Here is a 13977-nt window from a genome sequence, read left to right as displayed (position 1 = left end):
GAATTGGCGCGTCATCATCTCCGTGGAGGTGGTGACGTGTCGCGAAGACTGCTGCGTACGGTCTGCGCGGGGGCACTCGCCGCGGCGACGGCGCTCACAGGGGTCGCCCCGGCGGGTGCCACCGCCGCGCCTGAGCCCCCGGTCGATCCCCCCGTGGAGGCGCCCATCGCCTGGGCCGACCCGGCCGCGGAGCCTGTGGAACCGGTCGACCCGGCCGCGAAACCCGTGGAACCGGCAGATCCGGCAGATCCGGCAGATCCGGTCGACCCTGTCGACCCTGTCGAGCCCGTGAAGCCCGTGGGAACGGCCGACCCGGAGGCCGCTCCGACCGACCCCGCACCTCCCGCACCCCCCGCGCCCCCCGAAGCCTCGGAGTCCTCCCCCGCCGACGACGCCTCCGCCCTCCCTCCCCCCGGCGGCGACTCCGTCACCGCGCTGCTCACCCGGATGCGGACGCTCTACCGGCAGACCGAGGAGGCGACCGAGCGGTTCAACGCCGCAGAGGAGGCGCTGAGGCTCCAGACCGCCGACACCAAGAAGGTCACCGCCCGGCTCACCGCCGCCCGCACCGCGCTGGCCCAGGGGCGGGCCGCGGCCGGCCGGATCGCCCGGGAGCAGTACCAGGGCAGGTCCGAGTTCTCCTCCTATCTGCGGCTGCTCTTCTCGCCGGACCCTCAGTCGGCGCTCGATCAGGGGCATCTGATGGCGCGGGCCTCCCGCGATCGGGCCACGGCCGTGCCGAGGCTGGAGAAGGCCGAGCGGCAGGCCGGCACGCTGGCGAGCGCCTCCCGCAAGGCGCTCGACCGGCAGCAGACCCTCGCCGCCGCGCAGCGCACCCGGCGCGACGAGGTGCGGGCCCGGCTCGCCGAGGTCGAGAAGCTGCTCGCCGGACTCTCCCCCGAGCAACTGGCCCGGCTCACCGAGCTGGAGCGGGTCCAGACGGCGGGCGCGCAGCGCGAACTGCTCGACTCGGGCGTCCTGGACGGCCGGCGCACCCCGTCCGGGGCGGGCGCGGATGCGCTGCGGTTCGCCGTCGGTCAGATCGGCAAGCCGTACGAGTGGGGGGCGGAGGGCCCGGAGACGTACGACTGCTCGGGGCTGACCCAGCAGGCGTGGGCGTCGGCGGGCCGGGAGCTGCCGCGCACGAGTCAGGAGCAGTGGGCGACGCTGCCCCGGGTGCCGCTCGCCGAGCTCCGCCCCGGGGACCTGGTGGTGTACTTCCCGGGCGCGACCCATGTGGCGGTCTATCTCGGCGAGGGCCTGGTGGTGCAGGCGCCGCGGCCCGGCGGAAAGGTGAAGGTCTCCCCGATCGCGGCGAACCCGCTGCTCGGGGCCGTGCGCCCGGATCCGGACGGGGAGGCCCTGGCCGCGTACACCCCGCCGGTGCTTCCGGCGGGGGCGAGGGAGGGCGGCGACGAAGGCTACGACAACCCCGACGGCTCCGACGGCTCATGAAGTCCCTTTCCCTGCCCGCCTCTTGCTCCTGCAAGTAATATGCAACAAGCTTGACGGGTCCTTACCTGCCGCTCGTCGCGGATCGGAAGCGGAGCCTCGTCATGCCCAAGTTGCTGCCGGCCACCGGCCCCCAACGCACGCTCGCCGCCTCGAACTTCGTGAACACCGTCGGCAGCGGGCTCTTCCTGACCGCCGGAGTCCTGTACTTCACCCAGGCCGTGCACCTCTCGGCCGGCACGGTGGGACTCGGGCTCGGCATCGCCGGAATGCTCTCCCTCGCCGTGGGCATCGGGGTCGGCCACCTCGCGGACCGCCTCGGGGCCCGGGGCGTGTACGTCACCACGCTGCTGGTGCAGGCCCTGGCTACGGGGGCCTTCGTGTTCGCGGACGGATTCTGGCCGTTCGTCCTCGCGGTCTCGACGGCGACCGGGGCGAAGGCGGCCGGCCTTGCCGCCCGTGCGCCCCTGGTCCGGCACTACGGAGGGGAGCGGCCGCAGGAGTTCCGGGCCTATCTGCGGGCCGTGACCAATGTCGGCATCTCCCTCGGCGCGCTGCTCGCGGGCTGGGCGGTCCAGGTCGGCACGCTCGACGCGTATCAACTCCTGGTCGTCGCGAACGCGTTGGCGTTCGCCGCCTCCGCCGTCGTGCTCTTCCTGCTGCCGCCGGTGGCGCCCTCGCCCGTCGCCCGGGGGCCGCGGTGGATCGCGCTGCGGGACCGCCCGTATCTCGCGCTCACCGCGCTCGACGGGGTGATGGCGATCCAGTTCAAGGTGCTGACGGTAGCGATCCCGCTGTGGCTGGTGGGGTCCACCAGCGCCCCGCACTGGCTCGTCTCGGGCACCATGCTCGCCAACACGGTGATCGTCGTGGGACTCCAGGTGCGGGCGAGCCGGGGCATCGACTCCCCGCGCGCGGGCGGCCACGCCTACCGCCGCGCCGGAGCGGCCTTCCTGGTCTCCTGTGCGTTGGTCCCGCTCTCGGCGGGGATGCCCGTGGCGGTGGCGGTCGGCCTGCTCCTGGCGGCCGTCGTGGTCCACACGGTCGGCGAACTGTGGCACTCGGCGGGCGGCTTCGAGGTGTCGTACGCCCTCGCCCCGCCCCATGCCACCGGCCAGTACCTGGGCGTCTTCGGCCTCGGCGCGGGCCTCTCCGAGGCGGTGGGCCCCGGCCTCGTGATCGCCCTGTGCGTGAGCTGGGGCCGCCCCGGCTGGTACGTCGTCGGCGCCCTCTTCGCGCTGACGGGCCTGCTGACGCCGTGGGCGGTCCGCCGGGCGGAGGACGCCGGGCGCTACGAGAAGAGGGAGATGATCCCGAGCACCCAGACGCCCACCATGATGACGATTCCCGCCAGGACGCCGGCGCCCACGATCACTCCGGCGAGTGTCCACCCCTCGGCTTCCGGTGCGTACTCGCCGTCCGGATCCTCCGCGTAGGAGGTCGGGTCGTCCCAGTCGACGGGGTGTCCGAGCCGCTCGGCACAGGCGGTCCGCACCGCCGCGAGCCGCTCCTCGGCGACCGGGGTCGCCGCCAGCGCCTCGGGCCCGCGCCAAGCCAGCGCCTTCATGCGCCGCCCGGGAGTCCGGTAGCGGTCCTCGAAGGCAGCGGTCTCGTCCGCGCTCCGGTCCTCTTCGAGGTACATCCAGCGCCCCGCCTCGGCCGCGTCCCCGTACAGCCGGTACACCTCGGCGAGCCGGCGCCGCAGCGTCAGGTCGTACGGGAACGACGAGACCAGCCCACGCAGCCGCTGCCGCGCCAGGGGGACCCGCCCGGCGACGAGGTCGGCATCCACACGGGCCAGGGTGTTCAGCTGAGACATGAACACATGATCGAGGATCGGGGCTCGGCGGCTCGACCTGTTTTACGGCCCCGTCCATGCCGATGGCCGGCGCCCGGGCTTCGGGCGCCGGCCATCGGGGGCGGGTCAGGCTCCCGCGACCTCCGCCAGGTAGGCGTTCGTCTTCTCGGGGTCGAAGAAGAAGTTCTCGAAGTCCGCGGGGTCGTTGAAGCCGTTGGCGAAGCGGTCGGCCACCGGCTGCAGCTGGCCGGCCGCGCCGATGAGGTTCAGGACGTGCTCCGGCGGGACGCCCAGCATCGCGTTCGTCCACTTGGTGACGTGCTGGGCCGTCTGCCAGTAGCGGTCGAACGCGGACTGCATCCACTCCTCGTCGAACGGCTTGTCGCCGTGCTCGACGATCGCCGTGAGGTACGCGGCCGCGCACTTCGACGCCGAGTTGGAGCCCTGGCCGGTGATCGGGTCGTTGGCGACGACCACGTCCGCGACGCCGAGGACCAGACCGCCGCCGGGCAGCCGGCCGATCGGGTTGCGGACCGTCGGCGCGTACCGGCCGGCCAACGTGCCGCCGGCGTCGGTCAGTTCGACCTTGGTGGCCCGCGCGTACTCCCAGGGCGTGAACTTCTCCATCAGCTCCAGCGTCAGCGACAGGTGCTCCGCCGGGTCCTTGATGCCCTGGAAGGCGTCGAGGGGGCCGCCCGGGATGCCCTCCCAGAAGAGGATGTCGGCGCGGCCGCCCGTCGTCAGCGTCGGCATGACAAACAGTTCGCCGACGCCCGGCACCAGGTTGCAGCGGACCGCGTCGAAGTCCGGGTGCTCGGGGCGCGGGCCGAGGCCGTGGACGTACGCGACGGCCAGCGCGCGCTGCGGCGCGTCGTACGGCGAGCGAGAGTCGTCCCGGCCGAACATCGAGACCAGCTCGCCCTTGCCCGCCGCGACGAGCACCAGGTCGTAGCTGCGGGAGAAGTAGTCCAGATCGCCGACGGCCGCGCCGTGTATCACCAGCTGACCGCCGCGCTGGGCGAAGGTCTCCATCCAGCCGGCCATCTTCACCCGCTGGTCGACGGACTGGGCGTACCCGTCGAGCTTGCCGACCCAGTCGATCGCACGGCCGGCGTCGGGGGCGGCGACCGAGACGCCGAGGCCCTCGATGCGCGGGGCCTGGGACTCCCAGAAGTTGAGGCCGAGGTCCCGCTCGTGCTGGAGCGCGGTGTCGAACATGCACTGGGTGGACATGACCCGGCCGGACCGGATCTCGTCCGCCGTCCGGTTCGACATGAGGGTGACCTCGTACCCCGACGACTGGAGTCCGAGGGCGAGCTGCAGACCGGACTGGCCGGCGCCGACTATGAGTATCTTCCGCATGGGTGGTGCTCCTGGCGTGACGGGGAGATCTATTCGGGGGTGGCTTCGAGCGCGTGCGCGACCATCGCGAGAAGGCTCTCGACGACGCTGTACCGCTTGCGCGCGTCCATGATCACCACGGGTACGTGCGGGGGCACGGTGAGCGCCTCCCTGACGTCCTCCGCCTCGAACAGCTCCGTGCCCTCGAAGTGGTTGACGGCCACGATGTACGGAAGTCCGCAGCTCTCGAAGTAGTCGAGGGCCGGGAAGCAGTCGGTGAGCCGCCGGGTGTCGGCGAGCACGATCGCGCCGATCGCCCCGCGCACCAGGTCGTCCCACATGAACCAGAAGCGCTGCTGGCCCGGCGTACCGAAGACGTACAGCACCAGGTCGTTGTCGAGCGTGATCCGCCCGAAGTCCATCGCCACCGTGGTGGTGAGCTTGTCCGGAGTGGCGGTGAGGTCGTCGGTGTCCTCACTGGCCCGGGTCATCAGCGCCTCGGTCTGCAGCGGGGTGATCTCCGAGACCGCGCGGACGAAGGTGGTCTTGCCGACGCCGAACCCGCCCGCGACGACGATCTTCGTCGCGATCGGGGCGCGGGTGTGGTCGAGCTGCCAGTCCTGCGCGCCTTCCTCGGCATCGGGTGCCGCGGCGGCCGGTTCGGCGGTATCTCGCTGGAACAGATCGCCCTGCGGGGCCTGGGGCTGCGTGGGGATGCCCGCCACCGGCGGCGCATCGGAGACAGCATCGGAAACGGCGGAGGCGTCAGAGACGACGGAGTCCACTCAGCACCCTTTCGAGGAGCGCGCGGTCGGGCTGGCCGGTGCCGTGACCGGTCCCGTACACACGGATCTTTCCCTGGTCGGCCAGGTCACTGAGCAGCACCCGGACGACCCCCAACGGCATCTTCAGAAGCGCCGAGATCTCCGCGACCGTCCGCATCCGGCGGCAGATCTCGACGATGGCCCGCATCTCCGGCATCAGACCGCGGGCGCCGGGCCCGCCGTCCGTCAGGACCTTGCGCACGGCGGGCGCTTCGAGCGCCGCCACGAAGGTCTCGACGAGCAGGACATGGCCGAAGCGGGTACGCCCGCCGGTCAGCGAGTACGGGCGGACGCGCGCGGGGCGGCGCCCGTCTCCGCGCACGGGCAGCCGGTCGGCGTGAAATCCCGAATACCCCGGAAACACTGACGTCACTGGGTGCTCTCCATCGATTTGCGCAGCTCACTGCGGACTTCGGGGGTGAGTACGTGACCGGCGCGGCCCACGAAGAGCGCCATGTGGTAGGCCACCACGCTCATGTCGCAGTCGGGCGTGGCGTGCACGCCGAGCAGCGAACCGTCGCTGATCGACATCACGAAGACGCTGCCCTCCTCCATCGCCACCATGGTCTGCTTGACCCCGCCACCGTCCATCAGCCGGGCGGCGCCGATGGTCAGGCTGCCGATGCCGGAGACGATGGTGGCCAGGTCGGCGCTGGAGCCGCGCGGCCCGTCGGGACGGCCGGCTTCGGCGGCGGCCGTCGTGCTCTGCTGGGTGGCCGGGTCGGACGAGAGCAGCATCAGGCCGTCGGAGGAGACGACGGCGACCGAGCGGACCCCGGGCACCTCCTCCACCAGATTCCCCAGCAGCCATTGCAGGTTGCGGGCTTCCGTGCTCAGTCCGAACGTTCCCGTCGCAGTCAACTGCGTGCCTCCTCGACTGTGTCCCCCGTCATCTCCTCTGTACGTGCAGTCCTTACGGCTTCCGTCCGTGCCGTGTCCATCTCCGCCTCCACGTCGCGGCGCCCGGCCTTGGCGCCCTGGTGGAAGCCGCCGAGGCGGCGGCGCAGGGCCTCCGCGTCCACGCCGCCCTGGCGGGGGGTGGTGGCGGGGCCGGCCGGGCGGACCACCTGCGGGGTGCGCTTGGGCAGGCCCTTGTCGGTGACCCGCTCCCACTGCGCGGCGCGCGGCCCGGGAACCGGCTGGTCGGAGACCGGCTCGGGGGCGGCGGGAGCCGGGGGCTCCTCGTACGGCGCGGGGTCGGTGACCAGGTCGGTGACGAGCTCGGCGGCGGCCAGGTCGGTGGCGCGCTCGTGGGCGTCCGGCTCCGGGGGCGGGTCGGGCAGCCGGACCTGGAGCGTGGTCTCGGAGACGGACTCGCCGAGGGCGGCGGGAGCGGGCACGGCCTCTTCGTAGGCCGGCTCGGTCTCTTCGTTCTCTTCGTGAGCCGGCTCGGTCTCGCCGTACGCGGGCTCGCCGTACGCGGTCTCGCCGTACGCGGGCTCGGTCTCGGGCTCGTCGTACGAGGGCTCAAGCTCCTGCTCGCTCTGCTGCTCCCTCGCCGCGGTCACCTCCGCCGCCATGAACGCCCGCTCCGCCGCTTCCACGAGCGGGTCGCGGGTCCGGGACGGCAGCGTGTTGGAGTTGGCCTCCGCGGCCGAGCCGGGCAGGTGGAGCGTCGGGGCCGCGCCCGCCACCCGTACGGGCTCCGTCACGGTGGTGGGAAGGGCGGCGGGCAGCAGGGGCTGCGGCAGGACCACGACGGCCGCCGTGCCGCCCGGCTGCTGCTCGCGCAGCTCGACGCGGACGCCGTGGCGGGCGGCGAGCAGGGCGACGACCCGCATGCCGAGGCCCTCGCCCTCGAAGGCGGCGGGGTCGGCCTCGGCCAGGCGCGCGTTGAGCTCGGCGAGCCGGGAGGCGGTCATGCCGATGCCCGCGTCCTGCACGGAGAGCATCACCTCGCCGGACTCCAGGAGCCAGCCGGAGAGCTGGACCTCGGCGTCGGGCGGCGAGAAGGAGGTGGCGTTCTCCAGGAGCTCGGCGACGAGGTGGCTCAGGTCGTCCGCGGCGAAGCCGGCGATCTGGGCGTGCGGCGGCAGGGACTGGATGGTGACCCGCTCGTACCGCTCGATCTCGCTGACGGCGGCGCGCAGCACGTCGACCAGCGGGACGGGCCCGGGGTGGCCGTGGACGTGCTCGTGGCCCGCGAGGACGAGGAGGTTCTCGCTGTGGCGGCGCATGACGGTCGCCATGTGGTCGAGCTTGAAGAGGGTCGCGAGGCGGTCCGGGTCCTGCTCGCGCTCCTCCAGCTTCTCGATGACGCCGAGCTGCCGCTCGACGAGCCCGAGGCTACGCAGCGAGAGGTTGACGAAGGTGTGGTGGACGGTGCCGCGGAGTCCTTCGAGGTCGGCGGTGAGGAGCGCGACCTGGCCCTGGAGTTCGGCCCGCTGGGTGGCGAGCTCGGCGCCGAGGGCGTCCTTGGCGGCGGCGAGGTCGGCCTGGCCGTCGGTGAGGCGTTCGGTGAGGCGCTCGTTCTGCACGGCGAGGTCGGAGAGCTTGCCGCGCAGGGTGTTGAGGGAGCGGACGACCTGCGCGAACTCGTCGTTGCGGCCGGTGAAGCGGACCGGCTCCTCGGTGTGCGGCGCGGGGGCGGCGGCGAGCCGGGCGGCGCCGATGCGGAGGACGGCGAGCGGCCGGGTGAGGGTGCGGGCGACGTAGGTGGAGATGCCGACCGCGACGAGCAGGCAGCCGCCGAGGAAGGCGATGCGCAGTTCGAGGGCGGTGACGTCGTCGTCGCGGAGCGCGCCGAGGCGTTCGACCCGCTCGGCGGCGAGGGCGGATTCGACACCGCGCATCTGCTCGATACGGGCGGAGAGGGCGGCTTCGAGGCCTGCCGGATCGGTCTCGCGCTCGGTGTCCGTCAGCCGGGGCTGGTCGGTGAGGGTGGCGAGCGACCGCTCGGCGCTCTTGACGTCGGGGCCGGCCACGGTGGCGGCGAGGGAGTCGCGGGCGGTGGCTCCGGCGGCCTGGTCGAAGTCGCCGAGGGCGGCGAGTTCACGGACCCGGGCCTGCTGGGCGGCGGCGGTGAGGGTGTCGCGGGCGCGATCGGCCTCGGCGGCGCCCTCGGGCACGTCGGGGACGTAGGTGCCGGTCTCGGGGTCGTAGTGGACGTCCCCGGTGGGCTCGGGCTGCGACACGGAGAGCGCGGCGAGGAGCAGGCCGCGGGTGGCGGAGGCCTGTTCGACGGCGCGGCCGAGGGCGGCGGGGGCGCGGGTGGCCTCGGTGAGCGCGGTGTCGGAGGCACGGGCCGGGGTCTTGTCGGCGAGCTCGTCGGCGAGGGCCTGGAGCTTGGTGATGACCTCCGAGTACGCCCGGTGGGCCTCCAGGGCCGTGCCCTTGCCGGTGAGGGCGGCGCGGCGGACGGAGGGGACGCCGGCGAGGTCGCGGCGCAGCTCGGCGGAGGCGGCGGGCCGGATCTCGTCTATCTGCCGGTCGACGCGGGTGGACCGGGTACTGGTGATCTGGCGCTTGTTCTTGGCTGTGCCGCTCTGGGCGTCGCGGCCGGCGGCGATGTAGGCGACGACCTCGTCGCGCTCGTCGGCGAGGGAGTGGGCCAGGGTGACGGCCTGCCGGTCGAGTTCGGCGAGGGTGACCAGGCTCTGGGAGTCGTTGAGCTCGGCGGAGGCGGCGAGGATCGCGGGGGATCCGGCGACGATGACCGTGATGCCGACGAGCGCGACGCCGGCGACGAGACGGTTGCGGACCCGCTTGGGACGGCCGGCGGGGGGCTTGGGCTGTGCCGGGGCCTGGGGCTGCACGGGGTGGCCGGTGGCGGCGTTGCCGGTGGGCGCCGTGGCGGCGCCGCCGTCCGGGGTCGACGCTGCACCGGGGGTCTGGCTCCGCGTGCCGTTCTTGCTCCGAGGCCGCTTCATCTGCACCGGTGCTCGCATTCTTGACTCGTCCGCCCACAAAGCAGAGGTGACGGCCGGTCACATGGAGCGCCCCCACCCCTGGTACGGCTTCCGACCATTCCAGCGCTTCTGGGAAGGGGGCGCGCATCGGCCGCTCCGCCACCCGAACGAGTGAACAACACTCATGAGTTGACGAACAACTCCTCAGGGCCGGTCCCCGGGCCCCGAAAGGCCCCCGGTTGGATCTTCCGGGCGGGCTTTGGCAGGATGCCCGCCCGCAGCTCCCCGGAGGCGGCCGCTCCGCCTCTCGCGCCGCTCCCTCAGGGTTGGTACAGGCCATTTCCGGGCATTTGCAGGTCCGGTGAAGAGATGTCACCGATCCGGGCACACTGGTCGTCATGCGCAGCGATGTCGCCTCCCTCCCCGGCAGCCCCGAACGCCCCAACGAGGACTGGGTGGCCGCAGCCCTGCCCGCCTCGGGCAGCGGCGGGACCGTCGCCCTCCTCGACGGCGTCACCCCGCCCGCCGGTGATGACGGTTGTGTGCACACCGTGCCGTGGTTCACCGCCCGCCTCGGCGGGGCTTTGACCGAACTGTCCGTTTCCCGCCGGGACATGACCCTGTCCGAGATCCTGTCGCTGGCAATCCGGCGCACCGCGGACGCCCACCGGGACACCTGTGACCTTTCTCACGCACGTACGCCTCAGGCGACCGTCGTGCTCGCCCGCTGGGACGAGACCTCGGTCGAGCACCTCGTCCTCTCCGACTCCGTACTCCTCCTGGAGTCCCCGGACGGGGCCGTACGGGCCGTGCTCGACGACCGGCTCGACCACGTCCCGGACGAGATCCTGCGCTCCCTCGCGGCGACGGACCGGCTGCGGAACCAGGAGGGCGGCTTCTTCACCGCGGCGGCCGACCCGGCGGTCGCGGAGCGGGCGGTGACCGGGACGAGCCCGCGCGCGGAGGTACGGTCCCTGGCCGCGCTCACGGACGGGGCGAGCCGCTGGGTGGAGCTGTTCGCCATGGGCGACTGGACGGACTGCTTCGGCGTGCTGCGCGAGGAGGGGGCGCTGGGCCTGCTCCGCCGGGTGCGGGCCCTTGAGGAGGCGGACCGGGCGGCGGGCGGGACGCGCCGCTGGAAGCCGCACGACGACGCGACGGCGGTGCTGGTGGAGCTGCGGGACCGCTGAGCGCCGGCCCTCGGGGTCCGGGGCCCGCTCCCCGCGGTGTCAGCCCTCGGATCTGACGTTGAAGTGGTTCAGGAGGCGGGCCAGTTCGGCGACCTCGGCGCGGTCCCAGTCGGCGAGCTTGCGGACGTACCGCTCACGCCGGGCGTCCCGCACGTGCCGGAAGCGGTCGCGGCCCTCCTCGGTGAGCCGGACCAGCGAGGCTCGCCCGTCGGCGGGGTCGGGGTCGCGGGCGACGAGCCCGAGGTCTTCGAGGGCCCGGAGCTGGCGGCTCATGGTCGCCTTGCCGACCCCGAAGTACCCGGCGAGTTCGGTGGCCCGCTGGGGCCCGGCGTCGTCGAGGCGTACGAACAGGCCGTAGGCGGCGGGCTCCAGTTCGGGGTGGACCTCACGGGCCATCTCGCCGGACTGGGCGCGGGCGCGGCGCAGGAAGACCGCGAGTTCGCGTTCGAGCGCGAGGAACTCCCGGTCGACGGGGGCGGGCTGGGCGTGCGGGTCCGTGCCGACGGCGGCCAGGGTGTGCGGTTCCGCACCGGCGGCAGCCGGGGTGTGCGCCTCCGCACCGGCGGCAGCCGGGGTGTGCGCCTCCGCACCGGCGGCGGGCTGGGCGTGCGGATCCGCGCCGGCGGGCTGGGCGCCCCCGCCTTCACTTCCCGTACCGCTTGTGTGCACGTCAGCACCTCTCAGGCGTTCCCCGGCGACTTGGCGACGGTTTTCGCGCCACTTCCAGTCGCTGAAAGTTTCTTTCGGCCGAGGCCATCGCCGCAGCTCCTCCAGTATTTCGCAGGCGTAGACCAACGGCGGTAACCAGGCCCCCTTCCGTGGGCCGGGTCTACGTGCGTAGCGTCGTCTCCAGCAGCCTTGCTGACATGTCCACACCAGGCCTTTCAGGTGCCAGGACAGCTCGGCCTGCGCCAGGACCGTCGACCTCGCTCCCCCCACCGATCCTTTCGGAGGCACGCAATGCGTGTGCACAGATCCGGAACGACCCTCGCCGGTGCCGCGCTCGCGGCCCTGACCCTCCTCCTCCCCCTCGCCGCGTCCGCCGACGCCACCCAGGACCCGGCCGCCCGACCGGTGCCCCCGCGGGGCTCCGCCAGCATGGGCATGGGCGTCCTCGCCCACGACGGACAGGGCTCCTCGCCGGGCGGCATCTCCACCCAGGCCGTCCAGACCGAAGGCGTGGACGTCTCCAGCCACCAGGGCAACGTCGCCTGGTCCACGCTGTGGAACAGCGGCGTCAAGTGGGCCTACGTCAAGGCGACGGAGGGCACCTACTACAAGAACACCTACTTCAACCAGCAGTACACCGGCTCGTACAACGTCGGCATGATCCGGGGCACGTACCACTTCGCGACCCCGGACACGACGTCCGGCGCGGCCCAGGCCGACTACTTCGTCAACAACGGCGGCGGCTGGTCGAAGGACGGCCGGACCCTGCCGGGGGTGCTCGACATCGAGTGGAACCCGTACGGCGCGACCTGCTACGGCAAGAGCCAGGCCGGGATGGTGGCCTGGATCCGCGACTTCGTGGACCGGTACAAGGTCAGGACCGGGCGGGACGCCGTCATCTACACGGCGACCAGCTGGTGGACCCAGTGCACCGGCAACTCCTCCGCCTTCGCCACGACCAACCCGCTGTGGATCGCGCGATACGCCGCGACGGTGGGCGAACTCCCGGCCGGCTGGCAGTACTACACGATGTGGCAGTACACCTCCTCCGGCCCGACGGTCGGCGACCACAACCACTTCAACGGCGACCTCTCGCGGGTGCAGGCGCTCGCGAACGGCTGACGCCCCGACAGTGCGGAGCGGCCCCCGGGTGTGCGGCACCCCGGGGGCCGCTTCGGCTTTTCCGACCCACCCCCCTTGCCTATTGGTATGGACCAATGCGAAGCTCTACGGCGATCGCCCGGGATTCAACTTCCGTGCGCTCAGCGCGCGTTGCTCGTTCCGTCCTCCCCCACGAGAGAGAGCCCCCGCATGCCGTCCTCCCGCCGTACCGCCACCGGCGTCGCCGCCCTGTCCGCCGCAGCCGCCCTCGTCAGCCTCACCCCCACCACCGCGAGCGCCCACGGTGCCGTCTTCAACCCCGTGAGCCGCGTCGCCGCCTGTTACGCGGAGGGCCCCGAGACCCCCAAGTCGCAGGTGTGCAAGGACCTCGTCGCCGACTCCGGCACCCAGCCGCTCTACGACTGGAACGAGGTCAACATCGCCAACGCCGCCGGACAGCACCAGGCCCTCATCCCGGACGGCAAGCTCTGCTCGGCGAACCGCGAGAAGTACCGGGCGCTCGACTGGGCGCGCACCGACTGGCCGGCCACGGCGGTCGCCGCGGGCAACTTCGACTTCAAGGTCCGGGTGACGGCCGCCCACTCCGGCACCATGACCGTCTACATCACCAAGCCGGGCTTCGACCCCACGCAGCCCCTGAAGTGGTCGGACCTGGACGCGACCCCCGTCGCCGTCTACAACACCACCCGCACGGCCACCGACGGCTACTACAACTTCACGGGCAACCTCCCCGCCCGCACCGGCCGCCACATCGTCTACAAGGTGTGGCAGCGCAACGACAGCCCCGAGGCCTTCTACAGCTGCTCGGACGTCACCTTCGGCGGTACGGCCGCGCAGGCGGCCACGGTGAAGGCCCAGGCCCCGACCGAGGCGAAGATCGCGGCGGGCGCCGACCTCTCCACCGTCAGCCACGCGGGACACGGCGGCGACGAGCAGGCCCCGGCCCTCTCCGCCGAGACCGCCGCGGCCCCCTCCTCGCCGCTGCCCCTGGCCCTCGCGGGCGCGGGCGCCCTCGCCGCCTTCGCGGGCGGCAGCCTGCTCCTGGGCCGCCGCCGGAACTCGTCCGCCTCCTAGGTCGTGTTCAAGGAGTTCCCCGGAACCTCTCAGGAACCGGGAAGCTCCTAGGAGCCGGACGTCGCAGCCGGGAAGAGGGCGGTGAGCCGGGGTATCGCCACCCCCTCCGGACGAGACCCCCGGGGCTCGTCGCCCTCTTCCCACTCCCCCTCGAAGTCCCCCGAGAGCTCGTCCGCGAGCTCCTCGGCGAGGTCGTCGACGGCGTCCGCGAACTCCTCGCCCTCGTCGTCCTCCTGGCCGGTCAGCTCGTCGTACGCCTCCTGGGCGACGAAGTCGAGGCCGTCCCACTCGGGCCACTCGTCGTCGTCCCACTCGTCCCGGTGCCGGCCGACGAGAGCCCGTATCCCCGGCACGTCGGCCAGCGCGTCCGGGTCGGCGACCACCGACTCGTACACCTTCCGCCCCTGCCCGACCAGCCAGAGGGTGAAGTCGTGGAAGCCGTCGTCCGTGCAGTCTCCGCTCTCGATCCGGTTCGCCGCCCGCCACAGCGCGCGCGTGCCCGCGACGTCGCACGCGTCCTCCAGGCGCACCTGGAACTCCACGCTCTCGGCTGCCGGGCGCCGGAGCAGTTCCGCGCGCAGCCAGTCCATCCGCTCATCCAGGTTCCCGGTGCGGCGGCTCAACTCGTCGATGAGAGCCCAGAAGGCGTCTTCGTTCAT

At 72.8% G+C, this 13977-nt stretch carries 12 protein-coding genes and 1 pseudogene; 5 read left to right on the top strand and 8 right to left on the bottom strand.

Annotation, left to right across the window (positions count from 1 at the left end; translation table 11 throughout):
* The first annotated feature begins 36 nt into the window (after positions 1-36).
* Together OG514_RS19970 and OG514_RS19965 are read left to right on the top strand one after the other, a co-directional pair.
* A complete protein-coding gene (locus tag OG514_RS19970) occupies positions 37-1455 on the top strand; it encodes a C40 family peptidase (protein ID WP_266896633.1) in 1419 nt (472 codons plus the stop codon).
* Between the two features lie 101 nt (positions 1456-1556).
* Positions 1557-2468 (top strand): annotated as a pseudogene (locus tag OG514_RS19965) (MFS transporter); the annotation flags it as partial.
* 275 nt (positions 2469-2743) lie between these two features.
* Here OG514_RS19965 and OG514_RS19960 read toward each other — a convergent pair.
* The 6 genes from OG514_RS19960 to OG514_RS19935 all read right to left on the bottom strand — a co-directional run bounded on the left by OG514_RS19960 (position 2744) and on the right by OG514_RS19935 (position 9302).
* The gene (locus OG514_RS19960) at positions 2744-3271 is read right to left on the bottom strand and encodes a DUF6584 family protein (protein WP_266896631.1); all 528 of its coding nucleotides are present in this window, start codon (positions 3269-3271) and stop codon (positions 2744-2746) included.
* A gap of 105 nt (positions 3272-3376) precedes the next feature.
* Complete coding sequence (locus tag OG514_RS19955; protein ID WP_266896629.1) at positions 3377-4612, bottom strand: styrene monooxygenase/indole monooxygenase family protein; 1236 nt, start codon at positions 4610-4612, stop codon at positions 3377-3379.
* Positions 4613-4641: 29 nt separating this feature from the next.
* Positions 4642-5376: an ATP/GTP-binding protein gene (locus OG514_RS19950; RefSeq protein ID WP_266896627.1), complete on the bottom strand. Its 735-nt coding sequence runs from the start codon at positions 5374-5376 to the stop codon at positions 4642-4644.
* Positions 5357-5779 carry a DUF742 domain-containing protein gene (locus OG514_RS19945; RefSeq protein ID WP_266900900.1) on the bottom strand — a complete coding sequence of 141 codons (423 nt, stop codon included), beginning with the start codon at positions 5777-5779 and terminating at the stop codon, positions 5357-5359. The genes OG514_RS19950 and OG514_RS19945 overlap by 20 nt, the downstream gene beginning before the upstream one ends.
* Before the next feature lie 5 nt (positions 5780-5784).
* Positions 5785-6276 carry a roadblock/LC7 domain-containing protein gene (locus OG514_RS19940; RefSeq protein WP_266896625.1) on the bottom strand — a complete coding sequence of 164 codons (492 nt, stop codon included), beginning with the start codon at positions 6274-6276 and terminating at the stop codon, positions 5785-5787.
* Positions 6273-9302 carry a nitrate- and nitrite sensing domain-containing protein gene (locus OG514_RS19935; RefSeq protein ID WP_266896623.1) on the bottom strand — a complete coding sequence of 1010 codons (3030 nt, stop codon included), beginning with the start codon at positions 9300-9302 and terminating at the stop codon, positions 6273-6275. The genes OG514_RS19940 and OG514_RS19935 overlap by 4 nt, the downstream gene beginning before the upstream one ends.
* Before the next feature lie 359 nt (positions 9303-9661).
* On the opposite strand from OG514_RS19935, the gene OG514_RS19930 reads away from it, so the two are divergent.
* Positions 9662-10453, top strand: coding sequence for a protein phosphatase 2C domain-containing protein (locus OG514_RS19930; protein ID WP_266896621.1), 792 nt, complete (start codon positions 9662-9664; stop codon positions 10451-10453).
* A gap of 39 nt (positions 10454-10492) precedes the next feature.
* Here the strand turns inward: OG514_RS19930 and OG514_RS19925 are convergent, their stop codons facing one another.
* Positions 10493-10966: a MarR family winged helix-turn-helix transcriptional regulator gene (locus tag OG514_RS19925; RefSeq protein ID WP_266900899.1), complete on the bottom strand. Its 474-nt coding sequence runs from the start codon at positions 10964-10966 to the stop codon at positions 10493-10495.
* 447 nt (positions 10967-11413) lie between these two features.
* Between OG514_RS19925 and OG514_RS19920 the strand changes: the two genes are divergently transcribed.
* Together OG514_RS19920 and OG514_RS19915 are read left to right on the top strand one after the other, a co-directional pair.
* On the top strand, positions 11414-12244 hold the full coding sequence (locus tag OG514_RS19920) for a lysozyme (RefSeq protein WP_266896619.1): 831 nt from the start codon (positions 11414-11416) through the stop codon (positions 12242-12244).
* Positions 12245-12433: 189 nt separating this feature from the next.
* A complete protein-coding gene (locus OG514_RS19915; RefSeq protein ID WP_266896617.1) occupies positions 12434-13318 on the top strand; it encodes a lytic polysaccharide monooxygenase in 885 nt (294 codons plus the stop codon).
* 47 nt (positions 13319-13365) lie between these two features.
* Here the strand turns inward: OG514_RS19915 and OG514_RS19910 are convergent, their stop codons facing one another.
* Positions 13366-13977: a DUF4240 domain-containing protein gene (locus OG514_RS19910; protein WP_266896615.1), complete on the bottom strand. Its 612-nt coding sequence runs from the start codon at positions 13975-13977 to the stop codon at positions 13366-13368.

Origin of the sequence: Streptomyces sp. NBC_00572, from assembly GCF_026341815.1 — a bacterium.
Taxonomy (GTDB): domain Bacteria; phylum Actinomycetota; class Actinomycetes; order Streptomycetales; family Streptomycetaceae; genus Streptomyces.
Note: the sequence above shows the minus strand (reverse complement) of the source record. Positions and strands in the feature narration are given on the sequence as shown.

Excerpts from the sequence above, each read along its gene's own strand:
- OG514_RS19910 (WP_266896615.1), bottom strand. The coding sequence starts at position 13,977 with ATGAACGAAGACGCCTTCTGGGCTCTCATCGACGAGTTGAGCCGCCGC.
- OG514_RS19955 (WP_266896629.1), bottom strand. The coding sequence starts at position 4,612 with ATGCGGAAGATACTCATAGTCGGCGCCGGCCAGTCCGGTCTGCAGCTC.
- OG514_RS19930 (WP_266896621.1), top strand. The coding sequence starts at position 9,662 with ATGCGCAGCGATGTCGCCTCCCTCCCCGGCAGCCCCGAACGCCCCAAC.
- OG514_RS19915 (WP_266896617.1), top strand. The coding sequence starts at position 12,434 with ATGCCGTCCTCCCGCCGTACCGCCACCGGCGTCGCCGCCCTGTCCGCC.
- OG514_RS19935 (WP_266896623.1), bottom strand. The coding sequence starts at position 9,302 with ATGCGAGCACCGGTGCAGATGAAGCGGCCTCGGAGCAAGAACGGCACG.
- OG514_RS19960 (WP_266896631.1), bottom strand. The coding sequence starts at position 3,271 with ATGTCTCAGCTGAACACCCTGGCCCGTGTGGATGCCGACCTCGTCGCC.
- OG514_RS19920 (WP_266896619.1), top strand. The coding sequence starts at position 11,414 with ATGCGTGTGCACAGATCCGGAACGACCCTCGCCGGTGCCGCGCTCGCG.